Origin of the sequence: Hydrogenophaga sp. (genome assembly GCF_030651625.1) — a bacterium.
Classification (GTDB): domain Bacteria; phylum Pseudomonadota; class Gammaproteobacteria; order Burkholderiales; family Burkholderiaceae_C; genus Hydrogenophaga.
Map to the genome: position 1 here is coordinate 48,347 of NZ_JAUSCF010000038.1, position 26,351 is coordinate 74,697.

The 26,351-nt window shown below is 62.6% G+C and carries 29 protein-coding genes and 1 pseudogene; 17 read left to right on the plus strand and 13 right to left on the minus strand.

All coding sequences use genetic code 11. The features are described 5' to 3' along the window. Positions 1-71: 71 nt before the first annotated feature. Entirely contained in the window at positions 72-461 is a 390-nt protein-coding gene (locus Q7V46_RS18045) for a hypothetical protein (RefSeq protein ID WP_304914954.1), read from the minus strand. A 338-nt stretch (positions 462-799) separates the two neighbouring features. Here Q7V46_RS18045 and Q7V46_RS18050 point away from each other — a divergent pair, with 338 nt between their 5' ends. The 8 genes from Q7V46_RS18050 (at position 800) to Q7V46_RS18085 (ending at position 8,675) form a co-directional block, all read left to right on the plus strand. Continuing rightward, positions 800-1,405: a hypothetical protein gene (locus Q7V46_RS18050; protein WP_304914955.1), complete on the plus strand. Its 606-nt coding sequence runs from the start codon at positions 800-802 to the stop codon at positions 1,403-1,405. Between the two features lie 18 nt (positions 1,406-1,423). Next, positions 1,424-2,515: a glycoside hydrolase family 19 protein gene (locus Q7V46_RS18055; RefSeq protein WP_304914956.1), complete on the plus strand. Its 1,092-nt coding sequence runs from the start codon at positions 1,424-1,426 to the stop codon at positions 2,513-2,515. 103 nt (positions 2,516-2,618) lie between these two features. After that, on the plus strand, positions 2,619-4,475 hold the full coding sequence (locus tag Q7V46_RS18060; RefSeq protein ID WP_304914957.1) for a glutamine--tRNA ligase/YqeY domain fusion protein: 1,857 nt from the start codon (positions 2,619-2,621) through the stop codon (positions 4,473-4,475). A gap of 80 nt (positions 4,476-4,555) precedes the next feature. Next, a complete protein-coding gene (locus tag Q7V46_RS18065) occupies positions 4,556-4,963 on the plus strand; it encodes a phage holin family protein (RefSeq protein WP_304914958.1) in 408 nt (135 codons plus the stop codon). A gap of 191 nt (positions 4,964-5,154) precedes the next feature. Further along, positions 5,155-5,388 (plus strand): addiction module protein, encoded by a 234-nt coding sequence (locus Q7V46_RS18070; protein WP_304914959.1) that lies wholly within the window; start codon positions 5,155-5,157, stop codon positions 5,386-5,388. A gap of 302 nt (positions 5,389-5,690) precedes the next feature. Beyond that, positions 5,691-5,879, plus strand: a complete 189-nt coding sequence (locus Q7V46_RS18075; RefSeq protein ID WP_304914960.1) for a hypothetical protein — start codon at positions 5,691-5,693, stop codon at positions 5,877-5,879. A 155-nt stretch (positions 5,880-6,034) separates the two neighbouring features. Beyond that, complete coding sequence (locus tag Q7V46_RS18080) at positions 6,035-7,273, plus strand: 50S ribosomal protein L11 methyltransferase (protein ID WP_370690382.1); 1,239 nt, start codon at positions 6,035-6,037, stop codon at positions 7,271-7,273. A 667-nt stretch (positions 7,274-7,940) separates the two neighbouring features. Next, a complete protein-coding gene (locus Q7V46_RS18085) occupies positions 7,941-8,675 on the plus strand; it encodes an MBL fold metallo-hydrolase (RefSeq protein ID WP_304914961.1) in 735 nt (244 codons plus the stop codon). A gap of 1 nt (position 8,676) precedes the next feature. On the opposite strand, the gene Q7V46_RS18090 is transcribed toward Q7V46_RS18085, so the two are convergent. Then, a complete protein-coding gene (locus tag Q7V46_RS18090; protein ID WP_304914962.1) occupies positions 8,677-9,105 on the minus strand; it encodes a hypothetical protein in 429 nt (142 codons plus the stop codon). Between the two features lie 266 nt (positions 9,106-9,371). On the opposite strand from Q7V46_RS18090, the gene Q7V46_RS18095 reads away from it, so the two are divergent. The 3 genes and pseudogenes from Q7V46_RS18095 to Q7V46_RS18105 all read left to right on the plus strand — a co-directional run bounded on the left by Q7V46_RS18095 (position 9,372) and on the right by Q7V46_RS18105 (position 10,448). Then, a complete protein-coding gene (locus Q7V46_RS18095) occupies positions 9,372-9,680 on the plus strand; it encodes a hypothetical protein (protein WP_304914963.1) in 309 nt (102 codons plus the stop codon). Positions 9,681-9,805: 125 nt separating this feature from the next. Then, on the plus strand, positions 9,806-10,114 hold the full coding sequence (locus tag Q7V46_RS18100) for a nucleotidyltransferase family protein (protein WP_304914964.1): 309 nt from the start codon (positions 9,806-9,808) through the stop codon (positions 10,112-10,114). Continuing rightward, positions 10,104-10,448, plus strand: a pseudogene (locus tag Q7V46_RS18105) (DUF86 domain-containing protein). The gene Q7V46_RS18100 and the pseudogene Q7V46_RS18105 overlap by 11 nt, the downstream one beginning before the upstream one ends. Before the next feature lie 93 nt (positions 10,449-10,541). Here Q7V46_RS18105 and Q7V46_RS18110 read toward each other — a convergent pair. The 4 genes from Q7V46_RS18110 to Q7V46_RS18125 all read right to left on the minus strand — a co-directional run bounded on the left by Q7V46_RS18110 (position 10,542) and on the right by Q7V46_RS18125 (position 15,251). Continuing rightward, a complete protein-coding gene (locus tag Q7V46_RS18110) occupies positions 10,542-12,398 on the minus strand; it encodes a 3'-5' exonuclease (RefSeq protein ID WP_304914965.1) in 1,857 nt (618 codons plus the stop codon). 159 nt (positions 12,399-12,557) lie between these two features. After that, positions 12,558-13,511 carry a chemotaxis protein gene (locus Q7V46_RS18115; RefSeq protein WP_304914966.1) on the minus strand — a complete coding sequence of 318 codons (954 nt, stop codon included), beginning with the start codon at positions 13,509-13,511 and terminating at the stop codon, positions 12,558-12,560. Positions 13,512-13,654: 143 nt separating this feature from the next. Next, a complete protein-coding gene (locus tag Q7V46_RS18120; protein ID WP_304914967.1) occupies positions 13,655-14,863 on the minus strand; it encodes a serine hydrolase in 1,209 nt (402 codons plus the stop codon). 100 nt (positions 14,864-14,963) lie between these two features. Beyond that, entirely contained in the window at positions 14,964-15,251 is a 288-nt protein-coding gene (locus tag Q7V46_RS18125) for a hypothetical protein (protein ID WP_304914968.1), read from the minus strand. A 237-nt stretch (positions 15,252-15,488) separates the two neighbouring features. On the opposite strand from Q7V46_RS18125, the gene Q7V46_RS18130 reads away from it, so the two are divergent. From Q7V46_RS18130 to Q7V46_RS18140, 3 genes are read left to right on the plus strand one after another with little or no spacing between them, the layout of a single operon-like run. Next, a complete protein-coding gene (locus Q7V46_RS18130; RefSeq protein ID WP_304914969.1) occupies positions 15,489-15,959 on the plus strand; it encodes an SRPBCC family protein in 471 nt (156 codons plus the stop codon). 28 nt (positions 15,960-15,987) lie between these two features. Continuing rightward, positions 15,988-16,266, plus strand: a complete 279-nt coding sequence (locus Q7V46_RS18135; RefSeq protein WP_370690385.1) for a LysR substrate-binding domain-containing protein — start codon at positions 15,988-15,990, stop codon at positions 16,264-16,266. 48 nt (positions 16,267-16,314) lie between these two features. Next, positions 16,315-16,641, plus strand: coding sequence for a hypothetical protein (locus tag Q7V46_RS18140; RefSeq protein ID WP_304914970.1), 327 nt, complete (start codon positions 16,315-16,317; stop codon positions 16,639-16,641). Between the two features lie 48 nt (positions 16,642-16,689). On the opposite strand, the gene Q7V46_RS18145 is transcribed toward Q7V46_RS18140, so the two are convergent. Next, positions 16,690-17,250, minus strand: coding sequence for a pseudouridine synthase (locus Q7V46_RS18145; protein ID WP_304914971.1), 561 nt, complete (start codon positions 17,248-17,250; stop codon positions 16,690-16,692). Between the two features lie 195 nt (positions 17,251-17,445). Here Q7V46_RS18145 and Q7V46_RS18150 point away from each other — a divergent pair, with 195 nt between their 5' ends. Both Q7V46_RS18150 and Q7V46_RS18155 read left to right on the plus strand, forming a co-directional pair. After that, positions 17,446-17,724 (plus strand): DUF2789 family protein, encoded by a 279-nt coding sequence (locus Q7V46_RS18150; protein ID WP_304914972.1) that lies wholly within the window; start codon positions 17,446-17,448, stop codon positions 17,722-17,724. Positions 17,725-17,829: 105 nt separating this feature from the next. Further along, positions 17,830-18,684: a YihY/virulence factor BrkB family protein gene (locus tag Q7V46_RS18155; protein WP_304914973.1), complete on the plus strand. Its 855-nt coding sequence runs from the start codon at positions 17,830-17,832 to the stop codon at positions 18,682-18,684. A 216-nt stretch (positions 18,685-18,900) separates the two neighbouring features. Here Q7V46_RS18155 and pcp read toward each other — a convergent pair whose 3' ends face one another. From pcp to Q7V46_RS18180, 5 genes are all read right to left on the minus strand, one after another. Further along, complete coding sequence (pcp, locus tag Q7V46_RS18160) at positions 18,901-19,593, minus strand: pyroglutamyl-peptidase I (RefSeq protein WP_304914974.1); 693 nt, start codon at positions 19,591-19,593, stop codon at positions 18,901-18,903. Positions 19,594-19,735: 142 nt separating this feature from the next. After that, positions 19,736-20,911 carry a putative zinc-binding metallopeptidase gene (locus Q7V46_RS18165; protein ID WP_304914975.1) on the minus strand — a complete coding sequence of 392 codons (1,176 nt, stop codon included), beginning with the start codon at positions 20,909-20,911 and terminating at the stop codon, positions 19,736-19,738. A 70-nt stretch (positions 20,912-20,981) separates the two neighbouring features. Beyond that, entirely contained in the window at positions 20,982-21,857 is an 876-nt protein-coding gene (locus tag Q7V46_RS18170; protein WP_304914976.1) for a DUF3014 domain-containing protein, read from the minus strand. Between the two features lie 166 nt (positions 21,858-22,023). Continuing rightward, positions 22,024-23,709: a hypothetical protein gene (locus Q7V46_RS18175; protein WP_304914977.1), complete on the minus strand. Its 1,686-nt coding sequence runs from the start codon at positions 23,707-23,709 to the stop codon at positions 22,024-22,026. Between the two features lie 171 nt (positions 23,710-23,880). Then, a complete protein-coding gene (locus tag Q7V46_RS18180; RefSeq protein ID WP_304914978.1) occupies positions 23,881-24,801 on the minus strand; it encodes a M14 family metallocarboxypeptidase in 921 nt (306 codons plus the stop codon). A 67-nt stretch (positions 24,802-24,868) separates the two neighbouring features. Between Q7V46_RS18180 and Q7V46_RS18185 the strand changes: the two genes are divergently transcribed. Then, positions 24,869-25,504, plus strand: a complete 636-nt coding sequence (locus Q7V46_RS18185; RefSeq protein WP_304914979.1) for a hypothetical protein — start codon at positions 24,869-24,871, stop codon at positions 25,502-25,504. An 18-nt stretch (positions 25,505-25,522) separates the two neighbouring features. On the opposite strand, the gene Q7V46_RS18190 is transcribed toward Q7V46_RS18185, so the two are convergent. Continuing rightward, positions 25,523-26,335 (minus strand): tRNA-uridine aminocarboxypropyltransferase, encoded by an 813-nt coding sequence (locus Q7V46_RS18190; RefSeq protein WP_304914980.1) that lies wholly within the window; start codon positions 26,333-26,335, stop codon positions 25,523-25,525. Positions 26,336-26,351: the final 16 nt, after the last annotated feature.

A 26,351-nucleotide genomic window follows, 5' to 3' on the forward strand; every position in this document is an offset into this window, starting at 1 on the left:
CAGCGGCTGACAACCTCCAGGGTCTGGCAGGCCGTTCACGCCCTGCCAAGACCCCGCAACCGTGAGAAGCTTCAGTGCAGGACGAGCAACCCCAGAATGGCCAATACACCGCCCACCAGGGCGGCAGCCACCAGACCATAGGGTGAATACAGCTTCTGCAGCAGCCAGGATCGGGGGGCTTTCGCCGATGCTCGAAACCGGGTGAGTTCTGCGGGGCGGGAGTCGAGTGCGGCCGCCACAAAGACCTCCTCGGCACGCAGGCGGGTGGCGGCGCCGGGCGCGGCCCAGGTCGCCCAGAGCGCGTGCGCCGCAGCCGGCACGATCGCCCCGCGCTCCACCGCCGCTTCCACATCGATCCAGCCCAGTTGCACCCGCACCGACGGAATGAAAACGTCCTCCAGTTGGGTTTCATCCCACTGGCTTTCTTCCATCGACAGGGTCTCGGGATTGTCCGGGTTCATGGTCTGGGAAAGGTGTAGATCATGGCTCGACAGGCCGGCAGACACGGAAGATACCGGAAACCGCACACCGCCGTCACCGTGGTCCACCGTCTGGTCCGTTCGGGGACCCTGTTTGCGGCACTTGCGTGAAGAATGACCGGTTTGAACCGTTCTCTGACTTCCAAGGAACCGCTCGGGCCGAGCCTGCCGAAGCCCCGCGCGATACATCATGCACTGCAATGGACCGGGTCGACCTCGCGCTTGGCAACGGCCTGTCAAACCTGACAGGTTCGAGGATCGATCCACGCAGCCTGCTTCTAGAATCCGCCGCAATTTCGCTGTTTCCCTCACACAAACCCATGCCCGCCTCTCGCAAACCGTTCTTGCGCTCCGCCTTGATGTTGCTGGGGGCGCTGGGCCTGCAAGCCTGCGCGCTTCAGACCACCCAAACCCACCTATCGCCTGACGCAGCACAACTGACCCATGCCTGCCAGCCCACTGAGACGGTGGGGTTCAGCTGCGAGCTGCGGAACGGGCAGTTGCTGTCGCTATGCGCTTCGCCGGGTTTCAACGACTTCAAGGGCAAACCGGCTGACAACCCCGGCTACGCCTATCTGGCGATCAGCACAAAGCAAGGGAAGAAGCCCTACACCTACCCACCCAACCCACAGGACTACAAGAAGCACATGTACTTCTGGGTATCCATCTCTGCAGTGCCGCACATGTTCGTGTCAACCGACGAGGGTGCATTTCTTCACCTCAGCCTGGACATTGATTCCCCAGCCGACGTGACCAACGAATACGTGCCAAAGGGGTGGCCGTTGGCCTCGTCTGAAACCGGCTCGCTCTGCACCAACCAGATCAACCGGGACAGCCTTGATCCGTTCATGGCTCAAATGCTGAAAAAAGCCGACTGGGAAAAGGCCCATCGAGACACCGCCCGGCAAGGTGGCACCGGGCGCTGACGTGCACAAGGTTGAACGATGCCAAACCCGAACATCCCCCACTTGAGCAGCGCGCGCCAGCATGAGCGAGCCGGGTCGTTGCTGGTAGCCGCCTACCGCAGCGGCCTGACCAACCACGCCGAACTGGCCAACTTCATGGGGCAAACGCAGCACGAAAGCCTGAATTTCAACCGGCTCGAAGAAAACCTCAACTACAGCGGGACCCGCTTGTACGAGGTGTTCCCCAAGCGCAACGGCTTGACGCGTGAGCAAGCGCTGATCATTGCCAACATCACCGACGCCACCGAACGGCGGCAAGCGGTTGCGGAACAGGTCTATGGCGGCACTTGGGGACACAACAACCTGGGCAACACCGAAGCGGGCGATGGCTACGCCTACCGCGGACGGGGCTATATGCAGCTCACGGGCCGTAGCAACTACGCCGCCTACGGTAAAGCCTTGGGCCTGGATCTGGTGAACCAGCCTGAGTTGGCCGCCCAGGAAGAGAACGCAGAGCGCATCGCAGTGCAGTACTGGAAGACGTCCGTTCAACCTGAACACGGCGCCAGCACCGACGTGAGCAAAGCTGGTTCGATCATCAACACGGGTGCCGTTGGCGGCAACGTCAAAGGCCTCGCCGAACGCCAAACCCTCGCCGCCGCCTGGCAAACCGCTCTCGACAAAGGCTACCTGCAGGAAGCCCTGCAACGCCACCCCGACCCTGCAGCCACACAAGAACCGGCACACTCCATACTGCCCGAACGCCCACCCCAACTCTCCCCCCGAAGCCAGCGCCTCATCCGCGACAGCGAACAACATGTCCGCGAAACCGCCCGACACCACCACCTGCCCTGGGACGCTGGCATGGACAACACCGTGCACGCCCTGGCCTGCGCTGCGCGGCAGCAGGGCCTGAGCGGCATCACGCACTTCCACGTGGAGCAAGGGCAAATGCGCTTCGCGCAATACGACGGCATCTGCATTAACGAAGGCGAGCTGAACGCCCACGTCGCCGCCAACACACCCGCGCAAGCATCACTCCGCCAGATGGGGCAAGCAGACCAGCAAGCCCGGAACCACCACAACGCGGCCGAACACCGCCAGATGGAAGAGCGCACCCTGGCGATGTGATGGCGCCACGGCGTGCAACCCATGCACACCCACCTCACCAAAGAGGCACGCCAAGGTCGCAGAACCCAGGGCCGCACCACCAGCGCCGCCCTAGAATGAGCGAATGAGCTCCAAACCCCCCGCTTCCTCCCCCAAGAACAACGATTCGGCCGCGCCCGCCAATGCCGGTGACGCCGCCGAACACAAGGTCAGCAACTTCCTGCGACAGGTGATTGAAAAAGACCTGGAACAAGGCACCTACAGCCAGCGCCGCTGGGGCGGCAGCCCTGGTGACGCCGCCCACCACCAAGCCGGCCAGCCAGACCCGGCGCGCATCCGCACCCGCTTCCCGCCCGAACCCAACGGCTACCTGCACGTGGGCCACGCCAAGAGCATCTGCCTCAACTTTGGCCTGGCGCGCGACTACGGCGGCGTATGCCACCTGCGCTTCGACGACACCAACCCCGAAAAAGAAGACACCGAATACGTCAACAGCATCATCGACTCGGTGAAGTGGCTGGGCTTCAATTGGGAGGCTGAGGGCGAAACCCACCTCTACCAGGCCAGCGACTACTTCGACTTCATGTACCGCGCCGCGGAACACCTGATCGAATCCGGCCACGCCTACGTGGACGAACAGACCGCCGAGCAGATGCGCAGCAGCCGCGGCGACTTTGGCAAGCCCGGCGTGGACAGCCCGCACCGGAATCGCACACCAGAAGAAAACCTGGCCAGCTTCCGCGAAATGCGCGACGGCCAGCACGAAGACGGCTCCATGGTGCTGCGCGCCAAGATCGACATGGCCAGCCCCAACATCAACATGCGCGACCCGGCCATCTACCGCATCCGCCGCGCCACGCACCACAACACCGGCGACAAGTGGTGCATCTACCCCATGTACACCTTCGCACACCCCATTGAAGACGCGCTGGAACAGATCACCCACAGCTTCTGCACACTGGAATTTGAAGACCAGCGCCCGTTTTACGACTGGCTGCTGGAAAGACTGTGCGAAGGTGGCCTGCTCAAAGCCCCGCCCCCACGCCAGTACGAATTCGCCCGCCTCAACCTCACCTATGTGATCACAAGCAAGCGCAAGCTGGCGCAACTGGTGTACGACCACAAAGTGAGCGGATGGGACGACCCGCGCATGCCAACCATCGTGGGTCTGCGCCGGCGCGGCTACACGCCAGAGAGCATCCAGCTGTTTGCCGAACGCATCGGTGTAACCAAGAGCGATTCCTGGATCGACTACAGCACCCTGGAAGGCTGCCTGCGCGAAGACCTGGAAAACAAGGCCCACCGCGGCATGGCTGTGCTGGACCCGGTCAAGCTGGTGCTCACCAACTGGGCAGAAGCCTTTGGAAGTGACGATTACACCGAAGACTGCACCCAGCCCGCCCTGCCCCACTCGGCAATAGCCGAAGGGCAAACCCCGCCGCCCGACCGCGTGTTCAAGATCGGCAAACACGTGTGGATCGAACGCGAAGACTTTGAAGAAGTCCCACCCAAGGGATACAAGCGCTTGTTCCCTGGGAACGTCGTGCGCCTCAAAGGCGGCTACGTCATCGAATGCACTGGTTGCGCAAAAGATGCGGAAGGCACGGTGACCGAAGTACACGCCAAAGTGATCCCCGGCACCAAGAGCGGCACCCCCGGCGCCGACAGCGTGAAAGCCAAGGCCGCCATCACCTGGGTGAGTGTGGTCAGCGGTGTGCTGGCTGAAGTGAGGTTGTACGACCGCCTGTTCATCGACCCCAACCCGGATGCTGGCGGGAAAGACTTTATTGAGGCGCTGAACCCGAACAGCTTGAAAGTGGTGACGGCCTATGTGGAGCCTTCATTGGCCGCTGCGAAGCCGGACGAGAAATTCCAGTTTGAGCGGTTTGGGTACTTTGTGGCGGATCGGATGGATCACGTGGCGGGGAGCAAGCCGGTGTTCAACCGGGTGACGGGGTTGAAGGACAGTTGGGGCAGGTAAGAGCGCTCCATTCATTTAGCAAAGACCAGGAGTACTGCAACCACAGCTCCCTTTGGCTTTGAACATGCAAACAACTCCATATGCTCGCCAACCTCACCCCATTCCTCCTCCACTGGGCCATCACCGCCCTTTCCCTGTGGGTGACGAGCCATTTGTTCAAGGGCATCCGGTTCGGCAGCACCTCGGCGCTGGTGGTCTCGGCCCTTCTGCTGGGGCTGGCCAATGCGGTGGTGAGGCCGCTGCTGGTGGTGCTCACGCTTCCCTTGACGCTGCTCACCTTCGGCCTGTTCCTGCTGGTCATCAACGCGCTGATGCTCATGCTGGTGGCCAAGCTGGTGGACGGCTTCAAGGTCGATGGCTTCTGGACGGCGTTCTGGGCCAGCCTGTTCATCTCGCTGCTCAGCCTGGTGCTCGGCGCCTTCGTGCTGGGCGGCTCGCCCGACTTCACCATCCAGACCAGCCCGGCGCCAGGGTCGGTGTGGCTTTGAGTTTTCGGTAGGCCGGCCTGATGCCCCTCCAATGCTGATCAGGTCCGCCATCGGCGGTCGGCAATCGGACTTCATCTCCATCAGGGTCAGGTCTTGCCTTTTGCCTTTGGGAGCCCCGGCCTGATGCGTGGCCCCGCAGCGAAGGATCTGTGGATTGGCATTCAATTTCAGCCATCCACAAGGGAAGCACCATGCCCATCACCGCAAAATCCCTCAGCGCTCAGGCGTTGCAGCTCCCGCCCGACGAACGACTGGCGCTGGTGGATCAGCTGCTGGCCACGCTGGACGAACCCGATGCGTCGCTGGATGCGCTTTGGGCGAATGAGGCCGAGTCGAGGCTGGCGGCCTACCGCCGTGGCGAGATTCAGGCCACGTCTTTGTCTGACGTGATCGCGAAGTACCAAATCGACTCCCGACCTGCATGAACGTCCGCCTGCTGGCGCCTGCCCAGGCCGAACTGGATGAAGCCATCAGCTGGTATGCAGCCCAAGCCCCGGGGTTGGGCGATGTGTTCTTGGTGGAGGTGCTGCGCAGCATTCAGCTGATCCAGCGCCACCCCGCAGGCTGGCTCCCACTCACCCCTGGAATTCGCCGTTGCCGCCTTGCGCCGTTTTCCGTACAGCGTGATCTACACCGTCGAGGCGGGTGAGGTGCTGATACTGGCCGTGGCGCACCAGCACCGCAGGCCCAGCCATTGGCAGGACCGCATCAGCTGATACCTGCCGCCATGGCAAGACCTTTTCGCATTGAATTCCCCGGCGCCGTCTATCACGTGACCTCGCGCGGTGACCGGCGGGAGCCGATTTTTGTTGATGACGTTGACCGCCGGGCTTTGCTGGATGTTCTGGGCGCGGGTCTGGACCGGTTTGACGCCAGCGCGCTGGCTGAGGAGCGGCTCAAACGAGAGACGCCATGAGCGTTTGGTGGACAATCCCCGTTTGCACCCAGGCCACGCACCATGCTGCTGCTCCCCGCTCTTGCGTGCGCAGGCTCCCAGGCCAGACGCACGTCTGGCCGTCGTCGCGCGCCTAGCTTGGCGCTGTTTTCAATCCATTCGCACTTGGAAAAATAGTGTTAACAGGCCCTAGCCTGCCCGCCGCCCACCCGTTGATTCACTGGACCACGCCCGACGGCGTGGCCGCCTCGGCGCGCTGGCGCTCCGAACGAGGTGCCCCGGTGCCACAGCGGGTGGTGCTGGCCGACGACACCATCACCGCAGACGCCGCCTACCGGCTGGCATGCGCCGGCACCGCCCTGCTCTGGCAGGGCGACTTTCACAACGCCCGCCAACTGCTGCAGGCCATGGCCCGCCGCTGCGACGCCACGCCGACCCGCAAAAAACGCAAAGCCGCCCAACCGGCGGGCGCAAGCAGCGCCAGCCCAGACGGCGCCGAGGCCTTTCACAAACACCGCCAGGCGCAGGCACAACGGGCCCGCATTTTGGGCATGGTCCTGCTGCGCTTTGAACCCGACCACACGCTGAAGCTGCGCCGTGCGCCCGATGTGCAGCGGGCCTGCACCCATGCCTGGGGCGTCGCCGAAACGGGCGCCATGCACTCAGTGGCGTCTTTGCGCGAACTGCTGGGCTTCACCAGCGCCGAGGAGTGGCGTCGTGTGGGGGTCGAAATTCCCGCGCTGGGCGCGCCGCCCCACAACCGCGTGTTTCCGCACTACGGCGTGTTTTCACCGGTGCGGGGCGAGTACATCGATCTGGTGGCCCAGGCCCCGCTGCCGGTTGCGCCGCCGGGTCAGGCTGGTGCAGGCGCCCAGCCGGTGTTTGACATTGGCACCGGCACAGGCGTGCTATCGGCCGTGCTGGCTCGCCGTGGCGCAGGTCCCATCACCGCCACCGACCTGGACCCGCGAGCGCTGGCCTGCGCCCGGGAAAACCTGACGCAACTGGGCGTGAGCGAGCGTGTGACCTTGCTGCAAACCGATCTGTTTCCAGCCGGCAAGGCAATGCTGGTGGTGTGCAACCCACCCTGGCTACCGGCCCGTGCCAGTTCCCCGGTGGAACGCGCGGTGTACGACGAAGGCAGCCGCATGCTGCAGGGTTATTTGAATGGTCTGGCCGCGCACCTGTTGCCCGGGGGCGAAGGCTGGCTCATCTTGTCTGACCTGGCCGAACACCTGGGCCTGCGCAGCCGCGCCGAGCTGATGGGCTGGATCGCGCAAGCCGGCCTGCAGGTTCTGGGCCGTCTGGACGCCAAACCCCGCCACAGCAAGGCGAGCAACGCCAACGACCCGTTGCACAGCGCGCGCTCGGCCGAGGTGACCTCGCTGTGGCGCCTGGGTCTGGTTGTGCCGTGAGCCTCGCGGCCCAGGCAGTCGACTGGCCCTGGAGCAGCGGGTACAGAAATCATCGCAAGCATTTGCTCACCCCATTCGAGCCGACCGGTAGACTCTTCCGAGATAAAAACAACCGTGCCGCCGAAAGATCCAACTGAGGGAAGCAACTGCTTCCGGTACACCGCGTCGCACTTCTGTCAAAGATTCTGAAAAATGGATTCTGCTTCGGTCCATCGCACAGAGAAATCAAACACAGCCCCCAAGGGCGAGCAAGCCCGCATTGATGCGGCACGATCAGCAACCCCGTTGTCTGAAGCGGTGGGCACGCAAGCAGCCAGTCGCAGCCCAGAACGCCCTTTCTTCTCACATGCCAAAGATCAGCAGGTACGTGGACCCAGTGGCGACCCCTCAAAAAATGCTTGACCGGGTAGTGCTCGCCACAGCCTTTGCAGTAAAGATTGCACGCGACCCCAGCCACAGCATTGTTGCGCTCTCAGCCCGTCATTTCCGTGACCCCTGCGTTGGCGCGTAGCGACGCATGCCATGGCATGAAACACGCGGTGAAATTCCGCGAGGCGGTCAGTTGGTTGACGGTTGAGGCGCCTCTGTTCCCCTGTAGCGTTGATCCGGGTTCAGATTTACCATTCGGCCAATCAGCTCAGCTCCACAAACAGCACGAGAGGTGACCATGTCGAACACGCGCATTGACGAGATCGGTGAAGACATCTTCCGTATCTCCACTTACTTGCCGGACTACAACCTGGAATTCAACCAGTTTCTGGTGCGCGACGAGCAGCCACTGCTCTATCACACGGGCATGGGTTTTCTGTTTCCGGCGGTGCAAGAAGCGGTAGCGAAGCTGATCGCGCCCGAGGATCTGCGCTGGGTGGGTTTCAGCCACTACGAGCAGGACGAGTGCGGCTCTCTCACGCAGTGGCTGGCCGTCGCACCCCAGGCGCAGCCGGTGTGCAACATGGTGTCTGCCCTTGTCAATGTGAACGACGCCACCGGCCGAGAGAACCGCATCTTTCAAGATGACGAAGTGTTCGCCACAGGCAAGCATCGCTTTCGCTTCCTGAGCACCCCCCACGTGCCCCACGGCTGGGACGCCAGCCTGCTGTTCGAAGAGACGAAAGGCGTGTTGTTTTGTTCGGATCTGTTCACCCACTCGGGCGAGCAGCCCGCACTCTTCGATGACATCGCCACCAAGGCGCACGAAACGCTGCTGGAGCAACAGCAAAGCCCCTTCCGCGACTTCATGGCCTACAACGCCACCACAGACGCAACACTCTCCACACTGGCCGACCTCAATCCGGCCGTGCTGGCCGTGATGCACGGATCAAGCTATGTGGGTGACGGAGCAACCGCCCTGCATGACCTGCGGCGGTCGCTCCGCTCGGTGCTGGGCACCAAATCAGCGTGAGTCAGTGCAGCGTATTCGCCATGATCTGGTGCACCTCCTGCTCCAGACCCTTCGACGGAATGACCACCATCTGCTTGCCGCCGATTTCAGCCGAGTAGCGCGGCGTTTCGCTGGCGTGCTCATAGGCCTCGCCCAGCCGGACAATCAGCTCTCCGACTTCAACCTGCGACAGATGGTGTTCTTTGGCGATGTCCTTGAGGCTGGTGATCTTGCCGTCATGAATCCAGGCCACGCCAAAATTCTCGGGGGGCTTGCCGAGGAAGACGAAGGCCTCGTGTTCTGCCGGCACCACCTCCAGGTGGTCAGACACCTTGTGCGCCAGCTCTTCCAAAGGTGCCTTGATTTCATCGAGTTTCACCAGCGCCTCGCTGCCAGCTGGCAGAGGTGGGTACTTGACCTTGCTGCCAAAAATCTTGTCCAGTAGTCCCATGTTGTTCTCCTTTCAGATTAAAAGAAAGAGTCTGGCGACGACTCATGAGCTCGGGGCTCGGTGGATGTGAGGGGGAGGATGTCGCCAGACGCTTTCACCATAGACCATCAGAGCGATATTTTCAAATCGGATCGACGAAATGACCACGTGTTCGATCACCTCTTGAACATGACGGCGGTTGGCCGTTGGCGCGTCAGCACTCGGTTTGTGCTGCCCTAAACCATCTATGAACCGCCGCTGTCAGGCGCCTTATATTTGTGCCCATCATGAGCAACAAGCAGACCATTCTTGACCGGGAGTTGTTCACACAAGCCCTGCGCCACATGGGAGAGGAAGACCTGCTCTACCTCAACCGGATGGTTGTCGAACGCCTCAACCTGCTGGCCCAGGCCAAGAGCACGGTGGAGCTGGCCCAGTTCGCCGAAGGTGACCGCGTGCACTTCACTCCCAGCGATGGCAGAGTCAGGCACGGCGTTGTGCTGCGCCTGAACAAGAAGACCGCCAGTGTGCGCACCGACGAGGGGCAGAGCTGGAAAATCTCGCCGGGCTTGTTGATCAAGGCGGCTGCGCGCTGATCAAGCAAGCCATGCGTCATCGACGCATTTGGCGAAAAGTGGGCGCCGCAGAACCTTCTGGTCGCGGGAAACACGATTTCATGGTCGGATCCTTTCGGTTTGCTGTAGTAGATGCACTCGCCTTCATGCATCCCGCCATTGCCCAACACCGCTCAGGCATCTCTGCCATCTGCCAGCGCTACGGCATCCGTCGACTGGAGGTATTTGGTTCGGCTGCGCGGGGAGACGACTTCCATCCCGAAAGCAGCGATGCGGACTTTCTGGTGGAATTCGCACCAGACGCGCGACCGGACCTTCACAGTTTCTACGGCGCAAAGGCGGCTCTGGAGCAGCTACTTGGCCGGGGCGTCGATCTGGTGGAGCCGGGCGCCGTGCGCAACCCCTACGTACTGGCAAGCATCAACCGCTATCGCGAACCCGTGTATGCACCGTGATCCGCGAGCGTTTCTCTGGGATGTGCGCGAGGCGGCGCAGGCGATCCAGTCTTTCACTGCGGCCCTGGATGCCAATGCCTATGTGAACAATGAACTGGTTCAGGCTGCAGTGGAGCGCAAGTTCGAAGTGATAGGCGAGGCACTCAACCAACTCGCCAAGCTGGATGCCCCCTTGGCAGCCCGTATCCCAGACGTGCCACAGATCGTCGCCTTCAGAAACCAGTAGATCCACGGCTACGCGACCATCAATCCAGATACGGTCTGGAATATCGCGAAAAACGCTTTGCCCAGCTTGATCTCTGCAGTTCAGGCGATGCTTGACGAATTGGCATAGGGTCCGGCATGAGCTCAGCCAGCAAGCTGAAAAGCCATCCAGTTTCCCAGTAAAAGGCGAATCGTCTTGGGTCGACCGGGTACTCAGCCAAGCTCAAGCTACCAACCGCTGCCCAAACCGCCCTTCCCCACCCATGCCAATGATCAACCGCTGCGTGGCTCGCGTGGCGCCCACGTAAAACAGCTTGGCTTCTTCGCGCTCGTCTTCGCCTGGGGCAGGCATGTGGCCAGCGCCTACCAGCGCCACCACCGGGAACTCCAGCCCTTTGCTCGCGTGCATGGTCAGCACCTTGATGGTGTCGCTGGCCAGGTCGAAGCCGCTGCCTGAACCTTTGCGCACGCGGTGCGGCAGGCCGTGGCGGTTGAGCACGTCGGAACACAGCTCCATTTCGCTGTGGTGGCGGCAAATGATGGCCATGTCACCCCAGGCGTGGCCTTCCCGGTGGGAAGCGCTCAGCAGCTCGGCAACCTGCGTGGCTTCGGCGCGCATGTTGGGCAGGCGGATGATGAGCGGCGCTTCGCCGTCGCGCCCGCAGCTCACTGGCTTGAGCATGGGGATGCCGTCTTCGTCCTGGTCTGTGGCTGTCAGCAGATCTGCGGCTACAAGGCTCGCTGTTTGAAGTATTTGCCGCGTGTTGCGGTAGTTGATTTTGAGAATGGTGGTGCGCCCCTGCGCCTGAATGCCCAGGCGCTTGAAGCTGAAGGGTTTGCTGCCCACATGCTGGCGGCTGCGCTCGTAGATGCTCTGCGCGTCGTCATACAGCAGCAGCAGGCTGTTGGTGGTGGGGTCCACCATCTGGGTGACGAGCTTGAGCCATTCGGGCGCGAAGTCGTGGCCTTCGTCGATGAGCACGGCCTGATACTGACCGCTTGGAATTTGCTTGCGGTCCACGCCCGTGATGACGCGCTGGACCATGTCGGCCATCTTCGCGCTCACGGGCTGGTTGTTGGCGGGCAGGGCTTGCCCGTAGGCAACCAGCTGGTCGCGGCACCATTTGTGGAAGTGCACCGCATGCACGCGGTCGGCAATGCCTTTGACATCCATCACACGGGCGAGCTGCTTGGCCAGCGGCTCGTTGTAGCAAAGGATGAGAATAGGTTTGCTGTTCGCAGAGACTTCGTTGTTGAAGGCCTTGGCGAGGTGTTCGGCCCGGTAGCCCAGCAGCATGGTTTTTCCCGAACCGGCCACACCGTGGATCACGCGATGCCCGTCGCCCAGGCTGCGTGCCAGTTGCTCTTGCTGAATGTCCATCACGCGCATGATGCTGGGCAAGTCGGCTTCCGCCTCATCAACTGCGGCCGCAGCAAACAGCGCACCCTGATCTGGCACGCGTACCTCGGGAAACATGATCCAGCGCACCCGGTCCATCTGCGGCAGCGACATGGCGCCGCCCATCATGAAGGGGAACATGTCCCACAGGCGGCTTTGAAGTGCCTCGGGCTCCACGTGTTCGCCCATTTCGTCCTGGCAGACCACACGGTGCGGCTCAATGGCCTGGCCGAGTTCGGCTTTGTCGAACTGTGCACGCGTGATGTTGGGCAGCACCACGCCGTAACTCCAGGGAAACGCCAGCTTGCCCTTGTGTCTTCCTTCAGGCTGCACCAGTTGCGGGTCGCGCTCCAGCGCATTCACCACCTGGTGCGCGTACTGCCGTGCCTGCTCCAATGGGTTGGGGAGCGTCTTGGGACCGGTGTCGCCGTGGATCTCCCAGCTCTGCTTGTTGACCTGAATGAGGGTGGAAAGCCGGAAGTCCTTGACCTCCAGAATCAGGATGCCCCGGCGCGGGTGCATCACCACGAAGTCCGGATGCTGGTGCTTGGGGCCCACGGCCACGTCGTACCAGAGCAGGTAATCGGCATCGAGCTTGTCTTCCAGCCGTTCGGCGGTGCGGCGCTCGCCCGATGTCATGCGCGAAACACAGCTGCCAAGTGCGGGGATCAGTATGGCCATTGGGTCGTGGGTGTTTGCTTCCCTTGGTGCATGCATGATGCACCAAAGGCTGGGCAATAGGCCAGGAGCGCTGGCAACGCAGGCGACCAGGGCCTTTCACATTCGGGTTTCGGGAGCCTTGATGAGGCGTGCGGCCCCGTGAAGCAGCAACGCTGCGGTTCAGTGCTTCAGCACCTGCCGGATGGTGGTCGCCAACTCGGAGGCCACAAATTTGGCCACGTACGCATCGGCCCCTACGGAACTCACGTGCGCTTCGTTGGCCGTTCCCGTCAGGGACGAATGGATGACCACCGGGATCGACTTGAAGCGCTGGTCGTTCTTGATATTTCGGGTCAGCGTGAAACCATCCATCACCGGCATTTCCAGGTCGGTCAGCACCAGCGCCACTTTTTCATGAGCCGTCTTGCCTTCGGCATGAGCCTCCACCTCAATGGCCAGCAGGCGGTCCCAAGCCTCCTGGCCGGTCTTGGTCATCACGTAGGGCGTGCCCATTGCTTTCAGCCCCTGCTCGATCATCATGCGCGCCACGGGCGAGTCGTCCGCCGCAAGAATGATGGAGCCTTTGGGCAGAGTCACCGCAGCGCCCACCGACTGCTGCGTGATTTCTTCCTGCGCAGTGGGCAACACGTTGCGCAGAATCTGCTCCACGTCCAGCACCTGCACCAGGCGACCTTTTTCGCCATCACCGTCCAGCTTGGCGATGCTGGTCACCAGACCGCCACCATTGTTTTCTGCCGCCAGCACGTTGCTCCACTCCAGCCGCACGATTTCGTCCACTTCCTCTACAGCAAAGGCCTGGGTGGTGCGGGCAAATTCGGTCACCATCAGGATGGTGAGGCCGCGCCTGGGGGTACAGCCCACCACAGCAGGCAGGTCGATCACAGGGATGATCTGACCGCGAATGTTGGCCACGCCGAGCACATGGGACGGTGCGTTGGCCATTGCGGTGATGATGGGCATGACCATGATCTCGCGCACCTTGAAGACGTTGATGCCAAACAGCTCGCGGCGATCCGTACCTGGTGCTTCCCCCAGGCGGAACAGCATCAGTTCAAACTTGTTGTTGCCCGTGAGGTTGGCGCGCTCTTCAATGTCGTGCAACGTGGTGGTCATGTGGGAAGGCTCCTGTTCTGGATTCCCACAGCATAGGCGGCCACGCCCTCCACCAAACCGCACATGAGCCCCGCAAATGCTGCGCAGTTCCCGTTTTACGGGCGGCCCTGTGCCTGGACCAGTGCATCTGTGCGCCACGACCTTCAGCGACTGGCAACCGCAACTTCATCGTCCACCGCTTTTTGCACGGCCGCGTAAAACGCATACCTTGCCGCGGTGGCTTGCGGGTCGCTGGCGCCGCCGCCCCAGTTGGCGTTGGACGCGATCACGATCCTTCGCACAGGGTCAATGAAGATACCCTGACCGAAAATGCCGCGCGCGGCGAAGCTGCCGTCCTCGTAGGTCCACCACTGGTAGCCGTAGCCTCGCCCGGGTTGGCCTATGCCGGTGCGGGGCGTGGTGGCCTCCTGCAGCCAGCCGTCGGGGACGATGCTCTGGCCGTTCACCGTGGCCCCATCCAGCATGAACTGCCCGAAGCGGGCAAAGTCGCGCGTGGCGGCCTGGATGCAGCAGCCGCTGATTTCCTGCCCGGTCTTGCTGAGAATCCAGGTGGCTTGTTGCTCCATGCCGGCGGGCACCCAGATCTTTTCAGACAGGTAGCTGGCCAGCGGTTTGCCGGTGGCCCGGCTGAGCAAGATCCCGACAAGGTTGGTTTCGCCGGTGCTATACAGCCAGCGGGCACCGGCGGGCGCGGCGCGGGGCAACTGCCGCAGGTAGCTCACCAGGGCATCCACGCCCGGCTCGGGCTCGTGGTTGTTGAACCGGGCCACGTCGGAATTGCGGTCGCCGTAGTCTTCGTTCCACTGAATGCCCGATGTCATGGTCAGCAACTGGCGGATGCTCACGTCGTCGTATGCCGAGCCTTTCATTTCGGCGATGTAATCGCTGACCTTGTCGTCCATGCTCTTGATGAAGCCGTCGCGCACGGCCGCCCCCACCAGGGTGGAGGTGATGGACTTGGCCACCGAAAAGCTGGTCCAGCGACCATCGGCGTCAAAGTCCAGGCCGTACCGTTCCAGCCGCACCTGGCCGTTGTGCACCACCATCAGCGCCGCACTGCGTTGGCCCTGCATGTAGGCGTCAACATCCAGCGGCAATGGCAATGGAGGGCCTGGCGGCAACGCAGACGGTGCGTTGCCAGCTGGAACGACGCGGTGCTTGGCCAGGAACGTCAGTCGGTCAAAGGCCCGAAAGGCCGCATCGCGCTGGGGTTGCTTCCAGAAAAGCACGTCGCTGTTGGTGGGAATCTGAGCCAGGAACCCTCGGGTTTCCTTGTCCAGGCTGAACCAGCCGGCGGTGCCCGCAGCGGCCAGGGCGAGCAGTCCGACGAGGGCCACAGTTTTGAATTTCATGGGATTGCTCTGGAAATCATTCTTGCGCTGTGTCGGAAGTTGAAGTGGCATCGCAAGGCAGACGCACGAGGGCCGCTGGCAGTGCGCCGCCAGCCCGGATCTAGTCCTCCCACTGAACCACTGGCCCCAGCTTGCGTTCTGCCATGAACATGGCTTCCCGAATGCTCAGTGCCATGCCACCGTCGTGCCAGGAGCCGTTCACCCCGGGCGAATGGTATCGAATGTAATAACACTCGCTGGGCTTGTCTTCAGCGAGCTCTGGTGGATCGTCGGGGTCGTGCGTGCCATACAGGGTGTGATGTCGCACGATGCGCACCAGGCAGGCCGTGACGCCCCCGGAAAACCAATGGCCCTGTTTGACGGCGGGTAGCTGGTCAACTTCGCTCATCTTGTGTGTCCTGGCAGAAGGAACACTGCCTTTGTTTCATGCTAAGCCGCACGGCGGGCACTCAACAATGCGGGCAACCCTGACCCGCACCCTGTTTTTGATGGATTTTTTCAAAGGCGGCGATTGGCGATGGCGAGCATGTCGAAAGAACAGCCAATGGTTCGTCGTCTGCATGGAGCGACATGTACCACCCCGCTTCACTGCAAACTCCCCAGCGCACCCCCGAAAGGAGCCCTCATGCCTTCAAGCACCCCCACCCCATCCACCACCAGCACCGTCTCCCTGCACCGCGTCTTCTGCGCCCCGCCCGAGCGCGTCTACCGCGCCTTTCTGGAGCCGGACGCCATGGCCAAGTGGCTGCCGCCTCATGGTTTCGTCGTCAAGGTGCTGGAACTGAATGCGCACGTGGGCGGCAGCTACCGCATGCAATTCACGAACATGAGCAACGGCCACACACACGCTTTCGGTGGCGAGTACCTGGAGCTGGTCCCCGGTGAACGCATCGTGAACACCGACCGCTTCGACGACCCCAACCTGCCGGGCGAAATGCGCACCACGGTCACGTTCAAATCCGTGTCCGTGGGAACGGCAATGACGGTGCATCAGGAAGGTCTTCCTGCCTTGATTCCCGCAGAGGCCTGCTACGTGGGCTGGCAACAGTCGCTGCAGTTGCTGGGGCTTCTGGTCGAGGCTGAAATCCCTGGGTGACCGGCACAACGCAGGCCCGGCAGTGGTGGTGTTGGCGGTGGACGACGGCAATGCCCTTCTTTCTGCCGCGCTGGTGTGCACGGGCATTCTGCCGATACCGCACCACATGGCTGACGGGCATGTGGCCAGCGGCGAACTGGAGCCCTTGTTCGAAGGCTGGCCATGCGACTCCATGCCCGTGTACCTGGCCCACCCACCAAACCGGCATGTGAGCGCCAGGCTGCGGGTGTCCATTGACCGGGTGGTTGAACGGATGGCCATTCACGCACCCATGGCGAGCCAGCGAAAGACAATACGGAGGTCTTGACCCCCTGCCCCCAGCACCAAACGCCCACGCCAGACACCACTCGCCAGCATGAGTCGCCGTCGCCACCACAACGTCTACGTCATCGAACTGTCCAGGGATGTGCTGTTCGAGCCCAGGTTCAAAAAAAACAACCCAGGCTATGTGCCGGGAAAGCCGTGCGTGTATGTGGGCATGACCGGTCTGGACCCGGACGTGCGCTTCGACAAACACAAGGCCGGCATTCAGGCCAATGTCTATGTGCAGAGATACGGTCTGCGCCTCCTGCCGGATCTGTACGAGGGCTTCAACCCCATGCGCTACGAGGATGCCGTGGACAAGGAGATCGAGATCGGGATCGACCTGAGATCGGCCGGCTTCGGTGTGTGGCAGGCCTGAGCAGCACGACGATCAAGATCAACCAGAAGCTACCGATCCGGTGATGTCTCAGCCTCGCCAGGTCCCGGGTGCAAGGCCGTCCAGTGAGTACGGCCCGATGGCAGCGCGTATCAACCGCAGCGTGGGGTGGCCCACCGCAGCGGTCATGCGGCGGACCTGCCGATTGCGACCTTCCGTGATCACCAGTTCGATCCAGCTGGTAGGGATGGACCGGCGAAAGCGCACAGGCGGGTCGCGATCCCAGAGTGACTCTGGCTCAGGCATCACCCGTGCGCGGGCTGGTCGGGTGAGGCCATCGCTGAGTTGAACGCCCTGGCGCAACGACAACAGCGCGGCATCGCCCGGCATACCCTCCACCTGCACCCAGTATGTTTTTTCCATCTTGTGGCGCGGGTGGCTGATGCGCGCTTGAAGCGGTCCGTCGTCGGTCAAAAGCAGCAGGCCCTCGCTGTCGGCATCCAGCCGGCCGGCCACGTACACGCCAGGAACGTCGATGAAATCCTTGAGCCCGCGCCAGCGCCCTTCAGGCGTGAACTGACTCAATACGCCATAGGGTTTGTTGAAGCAGAGCAAACGGGTTGCGCGCAGTGCTGCGGGGTCCAGAGCCATGACGTCCAGCTTAGCATCGGCAACATCGCCTGGTTGCGGTTGAACCCGGCCGGCCTCACAGCCAAGCTGTAGGACATGTCTGACACCGATTCGACCTCACGGCCGATGGCAGCCAGGCGGGGCATCGGTGAGCATGGACGTTGTATTTGCATTGTGCATTTGGCCCAACGTCGCCACAAACCGGAGATTATCCCCATGGACACCACCACCCACCGCACCTTGAGCGATCTCTTTGACCAGTTGGGTTTGCCGTCCTCTGACGCCGACATCCGCCAGTTCGTTTCGAAGCATGGCCCATTGCCGGCCGAGCAGACACTCACGGAAGCCCCCATCTGGTCCGACGCCCAGCTGGCGTTCCTGACCGAAGCCTGGCGAGCCGACGGTGGGGACTGGGCACTGCCTTTTGACGAGCTCAATGTGTTGTTGCACGAGCATCCGGACGTGGAAGACATGCCCAACGCCAATCCGTCATGATGTGCGCCTGAGCAGGACCTTGCACCCTTGAATCTGGCGATGGGTCGTTTCTCACTCACGGGATCACGCGCGAGGAATTCTGTTCGAAGCACCTGGCGCATGCTGATGGATGCGGTCACCAGTTTTTTTCGTCACGACTCGCCAGCGGCAGGGGCTGCGCTGGCCTTCTACACGTTGTTTTCGCTGGCGCCGATGCTGATGGTGGCCATTGCGGTTGCCGGGCTGGTCTTTGGAGCAGAAGCAGCGCGGGGCGAATTGTTCATCCAGATCGAAGGCCTCATCGGCACACAAGGGGCACTTGCGGTGCAAGGCTTGCTGGCCAACGTGCAGCAGAACGAACAAGGGGGGTGGGGTGCATTGGTGGGCGTGGGCTTGCTGCTGTTTGGTGCCACCACCGTGTTTGCACAGCTCAGGACCGCACTCGACACCCTCTGGCACGACACGGACTGGTTCCGGGAAGCACCTGTGAAAGTGCCTTGGTGGAGCTTGCTGCAAGCCCGCTTGACCGCGTTCGGCACCATCCTGGCCATTGGCTTCTTGCTGTTGGTGTCCCTGGCGGTGGATGCGGCGCTCACGGCACTGCAACCGATCTGGCAAGAGCACCTGATTGGCTGGCCCACCGTGATGCGCGTGCTGGCACTGGTGATTTCCACCCTCTTGTCCGCCGCCCTGTTTGCCGTTCTGCTGCGCTTTCTTCCGAGCGTGCGCGTGGCGTGGCGACACGTCTGGATCGGCGCGGCCGTCACGTCGGCGCTGTTTGCGTTGAGCCGATGGGCCATTGGCTGGTACATCGGCACCACGGCGGTCAACAGCGGCTATGGCGCCGCCAGTTCACTGGTGGCCGTGCTGGTGTGGGTGTATGTTTCGGCTCAGATCTTCCTGTTCGGCGCGGAGGTGACGCGCGCCGTCGCTGTGCACGAACACCGCGAACAGCGGGCGCAGTCGCCGGTCAGAGGCTGATTGCATTCTCCGGACGGGTCTGCGCAATACCGATGGCGCACATGTCAGCACAGCGAGCGGGCAGTGAGCGCTGCACCGGGCCGTTCCCAAGCAAGCTCGCACCGCAGCCCGCGGGGCGAAGGTACTGCAGTGAGCGCCGCACGGCCGCTGCGAAGGCGCTCAGCCCCGCAGTGCGTGGCACGGAGGGCAGTCCAGTGGGCGAAGAAGCTCGCCCCTTCAGTGCACCGCCCCCGCCCCCCGGCTTGCATCGTCACCCGTCTGGCCTTGAACAGCAACGGCGCAACGCAGCGCAATTCGCAACCCCTTCACCATGTCGTCCAGGGGCATGCTGGGTGCGCCTTGTTCGGGCAACCAGGGCACGTGCACAAAGCCACCTTTCGTGCGCCGCAGCAGACGGTTGTTGGCAAGCGCGTGCATCAAGCCATAGAACACGTGGTTGCAGACGAAGGTACCGGCCGTCTGCGACACCTCCGCTGGCAAGCCCTCGCGTTGCAATGCGACCAGCATGGCTTTGATGGGCAGGGTACTGAAGTAGGCGACCGGTGCACCGGGCACCACGGATACGTCGACGGGCTGGGCTCCAGCGTTGTCAGCGATGGGCGCATCGTCCAGGTTGATGGCCACACGCTCAAGCGAGATCGAGGATCGACCACCGGCCTGACCCACGCAGACCACCAGGACCGGCCGGTGCAAGCGCAGCAGCGCATTCAGGCTTTTCAGCGACTCGCCATACACCGTGGGCAAGCGGGCGGCCACCACCCTGTGCCCCAGAATCTGGCGCCTGTGCAATGCCTTCACAGCCAACCAGCTGGGGTTGAGTTCGGCGCCCCCGAAGGCGTCGAACCCGGTGATCAAGATCGTTGAACTGCGAACCGGCATCGGGCCCGGGGACGGTGGTCGGGATGGCATGGATCCAATGTAGCGCAGACCACAGGTCTCCCCACCACAAAGGGTTGTGGAGGCGGCCTTGTTGCATGCATGCCGGCATGCTGCCTGCGACCTGCCCCATTCAGCGACAACTGCCAGTGGCGACAGGCACCTCGCTTCAGGATCAGATGGCACATGACTCTGATCGCTTGCGCTGCACAATCTCGTGAATGAACCCCAGTTTGTGCAGCACCGGCGTGGTCAATGCGAAGGGATAGGCGTCTTCCTGGCCCAGGCTGCGGTTGAGGCTGTTGAGCACCAGTGAAACACCCATGCCCTGGTTGAGCAACTCGATCAGGCCCGCGGAAGGCGGCGCGTCTGCATCTTGCGGTGTGGCCAGGCCCGCCATCGCCGCATACGGGTCGAGACACCGCACGGATATCGGACCGTACGGGCTCTTCAGTGTGAAAGCCATCTGGTAATTGGCCGCAGTTTCCAGCAGGTCAATCAGGTGCAGGTAGTGGGCCCACGTCTCTGCCCAGTCTTCCCAGGGGTGTGAGGTGGCGTAGCTACTGACATAAGCGCTTTGCCAGTCACCCCGGGGCTGCTGGTAGTGCTGCTGAAGCGCCTGGCCATAGTCGAGCGTCTCGTCGCCAAAGATTTCGCGAAAATCATGGATTGCCTGTGGATCGTTCAGGAAAAACTGGTCCCAGAAGTAGTGGCCTACTTCGTGGCGCAGGTGTCCCAGCAGGGTTCGGTAGGGCTCGTGAAGGTCGACGCGGCGGCGGGTGCGCTCGGCATCATCGGCCTCTGCGATGTTGATGGTGATCAGCCCGTCATCGTGGCCGGTCATGACGGGGATTTCACCCGGTATGTCTTCGAGGAATTCGTAGGCTGGCGTTCGCAGACCACCGCCACCGGACACCGCCTCTTCCAGACCGAGCTTGGCGAGCGTGTAGAAAAGTCGACGCTTGGCGTGCTCGATGGTGGCCCAGCGTTGCAGATTGCCAGGCATGTCGAGGTTGGGAATCACGCGGGTCTGGCGACACGATACGCAATAGCCTTCCGGGTCGTCTTCGGCCACGAGGAAGTTGCAGGCCCGGTGGTCGGTGTGGTTGCGGCAGAAGCGGAATGCGCCTGCAGGAGAAGCCTGTTCGGTGCTGGCGTCACCAGCCACCTGCCAGAGGCCAGACGACCCAATCGTCTGCGTGTTGTCTTCTGCAGAGCCTTGGGATACAGGTGTCATGGCGAGCAGCGTCAGCGAGCAAGGATCGAATCCGAGTGAATGCTGACAGTTCAGACAGATCAGATCATTGAAGAAGACCAGACTTTGGCAATGGGAACACTGAAATGTTTTCATGGATGGGCTGTGCAGGTGATGTCAATGGAGCACAGCGCGCAACACGGCCGTGAACAGAAGGGCCGGAAGGCTACCGGCGTGCAATTCGCTCGCGAAGGTCGACCAGCTTGGCCCGAAGACGTCGGTGGTTGTCCGGGCCGGTGCGCAGCAAGATCTTGCGCCCCGCTGACTGGGCCTCCAGCGTCGGGTCGGCAAATTCGTAGCGCACCCACGGGCGCGTGGACGGCACCTCGCCCTTCACTTCCACCAGCGTGACGGCCAGCGGGCCGGGCTGCACCGGTGTGGCAATCAGGTGATCCAGTACTTGCACCACGCGGTCGTTGAAGTAGCGACCCGGAAAGCCCAGCTCTTCGTAGGCCTGCTGAAAAAGCGGGTAGAGGGCGCGGTAAACCGCCACGGTCCTGGCTGTATCCACAGATTCCACCAGGCGCACGATCGGCTCGTAGCGCTGGCTGTTGTCGGGGTGGATGATTTCCATGCCACCCTCTCCCTTCAATGCAATGAAGCGCCGGGGCGAAGGGTTGACAGGCCAGACCGCCGACGGCGCCTGCTGGCGCGGCAGATTGTCCACGGTTGCCACCGTCCGGCGGATAAAGCCGTCAAGCTGCAGAAATGTGAGCACATTCGGCTGGCCCATCAACCCGGAAAGTCGCCCGCTGACGTGATCGTCGGACTCGTCGAGTCCGGGCAGGGCGACAGGCTCGCTTTCGGTTTCTGCAGCCATCTCTTCCACCGGGTGCTCTGCGGTCGCAGGCGCATTTGCATCGGAGGGACCCGGAGACGGCGCCTGGGCTTCGGACGGTTCTGTCTGAGCAGCATCCGCAGGCACCTGCGCCACAACGGGTGCCTGGGTTGCCTGGTGATACCGCCAGCCAAAGAATCCCGCAAACACCAGCACGGTCAGCGACACAAAGATCAGAGGAAGCCAGGAATGGGGGCGGTTCATTGCCTCGTTACCTTGTAGATGGAAAAGAGGCTTCTGATCCTACACCGATGATGCTTTTTCAGCCGACTGGTCGGGAAGGGTTTCATTCGTTTACGCCGGGCCATGGACACCGGGGCCGCTGGCCTCAACCTGAGGTGCGGCCTCCGTTCGTGCGGACAGCTCCGCTTCAGCCCGCGACAGCCTTCAGGGCCTTCACGCGCACGTTGAGTCGCTCGATCTTGCGTTTGAGCCCTTCGGCCACTGCACCCACCATGGCCTTTTGCGCTGCGGCCTCCATGGCACCGTGGCGCTCACCGGAGAGCAGCTTGATCGACCTGGCATCGTTGATGTCCGGCAGCGCCTTGACCACCTCAGCCAGGCCGCGCCCCAGCGTCACGGCCACCACCCCGATGCGATCCCCTGCATCCAGCGTGTCGCTGTCCATGGACAGCTTGTCTCCCAGTGCCGCGCTGCCTTCGTCGGAGCGCAGAGCGTCGATCACCATGCGCTCTGCAGTTCCGGCGCCCATTTCGGCGTCCACCAATGCCACCACGCCCTGGCCAATGACCTCGGCGCTTTCCGGTTTGGAAAGATCGCCGAGCACTTCGATGTCTTCCAGCAGTTCTGGATGGAAGCGGACCGCTGCAAGCGTGGCAAATACCCAGCAGATCCGGCGATTGGATGGCTGCAGCCAGTCGACCATGTTCTGGTAGTAGCGATAGATCTTGAGCAAGTTGGCGTCCGGGTTGAACACACCAGCCACCATGGCACCCATGCCATTGAGGTTGACATTGACGAAGTGGTGCCAGGTGGCGTCGCAGGCAATTCGCCCGGGGCGGGCCGCGCCTGCCACCAGCGGATTGGCGCGGTGCCCGTCGTAAGCCGAAACGACACCGAACATGCGCGGGCGCACCGGTGGCTTCCAGGTGACGCCATTGAGAACCGAGCGTCCGCCAGACACGGCATAGGCCACGATGTCGCTGCCAAAGCGTGCACCTCCCACCGCTGCCACCGGGAACTCCTTGAAGTTCATGCCCGCTTCGGTGTAGTTGCCGTTGAGCGTGGCAGCTGCGGTGACAGCGTAGCACTCGCTTTCGTGCGGGTGGTCGGGCAGCACGTCCATGTCGTTCGAGAACAGCGCCGGGTTGCCGCTGGCCCGAGAGATTGCCGATCCGGGCAGCAGCAACAAGGGGTGTATGCGCGCTGTCCACCCGCCGGCACCGCCCGGCCCGGTCACGCTGTAGTTGGGATAGATGCGCTGCGGGATGGCGTCTCCCTGATCAGAGAACTCGTACAGGTTGTTGGCGCCGGGATTGACCACGGTATCGATCCGGCTGAGCGCGGTGGGCAATGTTTCTGTTCCCATGGGCACAGCGGCCCATTCGCGCATGTGGCGCACACGCGGCAGGCGCGAACCCATGGCAGCGCCCAGGGTGGCGTGATCACCTGTGGAGAACACACCGCCGCCGGCGTTCATGAAGTTGGCAATGGCCTGGATCTCGTTGTTGCCCAGGCCACTGCCGCCATTGAAGCCGAACATCCAGATCTGGTCGTACTGCGAGACGTTGACGGCTGGTGTGGCCGTGGCAAAGTTGAATGACTGCTGTACGGTGTAGGTGGTGCCGCCAATGGTCACCGGGGAGGTGGTGGTACCCCGGTGCGCCAGCGTCAGCGTGGGGCGCAAGCTCACGCTGCTGTGCGAGGTGATCGCCTCGATGAAACGCGACAGGCCGAAACCACCCGTGGTGTAGGAGAGCTGGCCGTCGGTGACGATGAGAATTTTCGGCCTGCAGCGTGGCAGGAACAACAGGCTTGACTCAATCTGGAAGCGCTCGGCCAGAAGGCTGCGCTCAAAAAGGGAGCGGAAAAGCATGATGAATCTCCTTCGTGTGTGGAAACCTCTGTTCGCGTGCATTGACCGTGGCCCCAATCAAGCACGGGGTCATGCTAGGTCGACACATCAGAGGTGGCATCCCACACCGGAGGTAGCACCGTGGCGCTCCTTCATCGTTTTGTCGATGAGGTCGGCTGGCCGCAAGCACCCTCAGCGCTGGGCAACCACAAAAGCCACAGCCGAACACACGGCCACCACCTGCGCATCGATGCATTGCTGCGGTGTGGCGCCAGCACTGTCGGGGTAGACCTCTGTGGTGGTGGTGTAACGCGCGCCGGTCACGCTGGCGCACAGGCCGAGTGACTTGAGCGGGTAGCGGATCACGCCGGGTGCCACCATGGGGGAACCAATGATCCGGCCCTCGGCGTCGGCAGGCGCAATGTGGGTGACCTTTTGAACCGCTGCAATGATGGCCTGCTGAAACGCGGGTTGCGGGTTCTCTGTGTCGTCCACCAGATAAAAGCCATCAGGGATGGTGCCGGATTCGAACGGCGTGCCATCGCGTGCGGCCAGCGCCGGGCGGTACTCGGACTCGTCGGTGTCGGTGGTTTCGTGCAGGTCGATGTGTGCGGTGACGCGCCCCGACATCGGCGCGCACAACTGCATCAGCGCCGCAGATTCCTGCGCAGGGCTGGGATCGCGGAACGACCGGTTGGGGTCGATGGCATCGAAGTTCCATCGATGAATGCGCTCATACGCCCAGGGACTCACACAAGGCACCACCAGCAGATTGACGACCGCCCCCAGGCGCTCGGCATGCTGGGCAAGGAGATGCAGTGCGCCGTGCACGCCACTGGTCTCGTACCCATGCACGCCACCCGTGACCAGCACGCACGGTCTGCCGGTTTGCCAGTGGCGTGAACGAATGGCCTGCAAGGCGTAGCGTTCGTCGCCGTAGCGCACTTCGCCATAGGTCGACACATCGAAACGCGGACGCAAGGCATTGATGGGACTGAGCACATCGTCCGCGTAGCTGCGTTGTTTCAGCTGCCGGGCGCGCCACTCGGCGAATTCGGCAGCGCCCCATGCCTGCCCTGGGGTGCCGATGGGATAGGTGGACGTGGGGTTCATGGCATGTTCATGGAGGGGCGAAGTTTTGCAGGCATTATGGGTAGGTTGATGCTCAACAGGAGTTTCCATGCCCGCCAGACGCAAAAAGGCCAAGCCACGCGACACAGCCGCTGATTCAGAACCCGGACTCCTTGCCAAGGCGGTGTTGTCGGTGATGGGAAAGGTGCCCAGATCGAAAGTGCGACCCAGTCAGACGCCCCTCGACGACGCACGAAAGAAGGCCAGCACCACTGCAGCAAAGGCAGCTCTGGCGGCCGGGGCGCTGGCACTGCCGCCGGGCGTGCTGGGCTGGTTGACCATCCTGCCCGAGATGATGGGTGTCTGGAGAATGCAGCGGCAGATGGTGGCCGATATCGCGGCAATGTATGGCAAACAGGAAACGCTCACGCCCGAGCAGGTGGTGTACTGCCTGTTCCAGCACACAGCCGCCCTGGGTGTACGTGATCTGGTGGTGCGCGTGGGACAGCGCACGGTGGTGCGGCGTGCCTCACCGCTGCTGATCCGCACGCTCTCACGCCGTATTGGTGGCAAACTGGCGCAAAGGACCCTGGGCAGAGGGGCCGCTCGCTGGCTACCCATCGTCGGCGCGGTGGGCGTGGGGGCGTATGTCTACCACGACACCGCCCAGGTGGCCGCCACCGCCATGGACCTCTTCGAAGGTGTGATCGAGGTGGAAGCCGAGGTGGTGGACGACGAAGCTTGAGGTTCGGGTGGGAGGCGCTCAGCCCACGGCAGGGTCTGCCGCCAGTGCCCGCAAGCGAAGGTGCGCCGGGCTTTCTCTTTCCAGCGGAAGGTGGCACCTGACGCTGAGGTAGTGGGCGGCAAACACATCCAGCCACGCTGCCAGCAACTGGGCGGTGTGCTCTTCGCCCGCCAGTTGCAGACACAACGCAGCCACCTCTGAGGTGCAGAAGTGGTGATCGTGGGCAGAACGCCGCAGACGGTAGGTCGAATTGTGTGCGGGATTCAGGCTGAGCACGGGCAACGGGTCGAGGTAGGGACTTTTGCGGAACATTTTTCGCGCCTCTGACCAGGTGCCGTCCAGCAACACGAACAAGGGTCTCCTGGCGTGCGACTTGCCGGTCTCCCCATCGGTCTCTCCATCGGTCTCTCCAGGCAATGGCAGCCGCTCGTGCACGGCGCGTCCGGCGGCCACGAACTCGCCCGGAAACACCACGCAAGGCTGCCACTGGGGATCGGCGAGCAGCGCGAGCAACGCAGGGTCCACTTCCGTGCGCGACCAGCCAAAAGCAAAAGTGTCTGCCACCAGGTCGGCCACCAGCCAGCCGGTGTTGGTCGGCTTGAGGGCTTCGATGTCGCCCATGATCAGGCACACGCCCGCGTGCGTTCGTGCCACACCGGGGTGAAGGCCACAAATGCAGTGGCTGGCAATCAGGCGGCAGTTGCTGCAGCGCCCGGTCCCGGAGCCACGGGCCACATAGGGCTTGCTGCTGGCGGCCAGTCGTGTGGTGCGCAAACGGGCAACAGCATGATCTGTGTCGACAGGTTGTGACGAATGAGAAATCAGGTGCATGCAGGCAATGTATGCG

Bases quoted from the DNA above. Each gene is read 5' to 3' on its own strand.
- Q7V46_RS18120 (WP_304914967.1), bottom strand. From the start codon at position 14,863: ATGAAATTCAAAACTGTGGCCCTCGTCGGACTGCTCGCCCTGGCCGCT.
- Q7V46_RS18060 (WP_304914957.1), top strand. From the start codon at position 2,619: ATGAGCTCCAAACCCCCCGCTTCCTCCCCCAAGAACAACGATTCGGCC.
- Q7V46_RS18100 (WP_304914964.1), top strand. From the start codon at position 9,806: ATGCATCCCGCCATTGCCCAACACCGCTCAGGCATCTCTGCCATCTGC.
- Q7V46_RS18090 (WP_304914962.1), bottom strand. From the start codon at position 9,105: ATGGGACTACTGGACAAGATTTTTGGCAGCAAGGTCAAGTACCCACCT.
- Q7V46_RS18170 (WP_304914976.1), bottom strand. From the start codon at position 21,857: ATGAACCGCCCCCATTCCTGGCTTCCTCTGATCTTTGTGTCGCTGACC.
- Q7V46_RS18150 (WP_304914972.1), top strand. From the start codon at position 17,446: ATGGACACCACCACCCACCGCACCTTGAGCGATCTCTTTGACCAGTTG.
- Q7V46_RS18115 (WP_304914966.1), bottom strand. From the start codon at position 13,511: ATGACCACCACGTTGCACGACATTGAAGAGCGCGCCAACCTCACGGGC.
- Q7V46_RS18110 (WP_304914965.1), bottom strand. From the start codon at position 12,398: ATGGCCATACTGATCCCCGCACTTGGCAGCTGTGTTTCGCGCATGACA.
- Q7V46_RS18140 (WP_304914970.1), top strand. From the start codon at position 16,315: ATGAGTCGCCGTCGCCACCACAACGTCTACGTCATCGAACTGTCCAGG.
- Q7V46_RS18055 (WP_304914956.1), top strand. From the start codon at position 1,424: ATGCCAAACCCGAACATCCCCCACTTGAGCAGCGCGCGCCAGCATGAG.
- Q7V46_RS18155 (WP_304914973.1), top strand. From the start codon at position 17,830: ATGGATGCGGTCACCAGTTTTTTTCGTCACGACTCGCCAGCGGCAGGG.
- pcp (WP_304914974.1), bottom strand. From the start codon at position 19,593: ATGCCATCCCGACCACCGTCCCCGGGCCCGATGCCGGTTCGCAGTTCA.
- Q7V46_RS18185 (WP_304914979.1), top strand. From the start codon at position 24,869: ATGCCCGCCAGACGCAAAAAGGCCAAGCCACGCGACACAGCCGCTGAT.
- Q7V46_RS18180 (WP_304914978.1), bottom strand. From the start codon at position 24,801: ATGAACCCCACGTCCACCTATCCCATCGGCACCCCAGGGCAGGCATGG.
- Q7V46_RS18070 (WP_304914959.1), top strand. From the start codon at position 5,155: ATGCCCATCACCGCAAAATCCCTCAGCGCTCAGGCGTTGCAGCTCCCG.
- Q7V46_RS18190 (WP_304914980.1), bottom strand. From the start codon at position 26,335: ATGCACCTGATTTCTCATTCGTCACAACCTGTCGACACAGATCATGCT.
- Q7V46_RS18085 (WP_304914961.1), top strand. From the start codon at position 7,941: ATGTCGAACACGCGCATTGACGAGATCGGTGAAGACATCTTCCGTATC.
- Q7V46_RS18165 (WP_304914975.1), bottom strand. From the start codon at position 20,911: ATGAAAACATTTCAGTGTTCCCATTGCCAAAGTCTGGTCTTCTTCAAT.
- Q7V46_RS18175 (WP_304914977.1), bottom strand. From the start codon at position 23,709: ATGCTTTTCCGCTCCCTTTTTGAGCGCAGCCTTCTGGCCGAGCGCTTC.
- Q7V46_RS18145 (WP_304914971.1), bottom strand. From the start codon at position 17,250: ATGGCTCTGGACCCCGCAGCACTGCGCGCAACCCGTTTGCTCTGCTTC.
- Q7V46_RS18130 (WP_304914969.1), top strand. From the start codon at position 15,489: ATGCCTTCAAGCACCCCCACCCCATCCACCACCAGCACCGTCTCCCTG.
- Q7V46_RS18095 (WP_304914963.1), top strand. From the start codon at position 9,372: ATGAGCAACAAGCAGACCATTCTTGACCGGGAGTTGTTCACACAAGCC.
- Q7V46_RS18125 (WP_304914968.1), bottom strand. From the start codon at position 15,251: ATGAGCGAAGTTGACCAGCTACCCGCCGTCAAACAGGGCCATTGGTTT.
- Q7V46_RS18065 (WP_304914958.1), top strand. From the start codon at position 4,556: ATGCTCGCCAACCTCACCCCATTCCTCCTCCACTGGGCCATCACCGCC.
- Q7V46_RS18045 (WP_304914954.1), bottom strand. From the start codon at position 461: ATGAACCCGGACAATCCCGAGACCCTGTCGATGGAAGAAAGCCAGTGG.
- Q7V46_RS18075 (WP_304914960.1), top strand. From the start codon at position 5,691: ATGGCAAGACCTTTTCGCATTGAATTCCCCGGCGCCGTCTATCACGTG.
- Q7V46_RS18050 (WP_304914955.1), top strand. From the start codon at position 800: ATGCCCGCCTCTCGCAAACCGTTCTTGCGCTCCGCCTTGATGTTGCTG.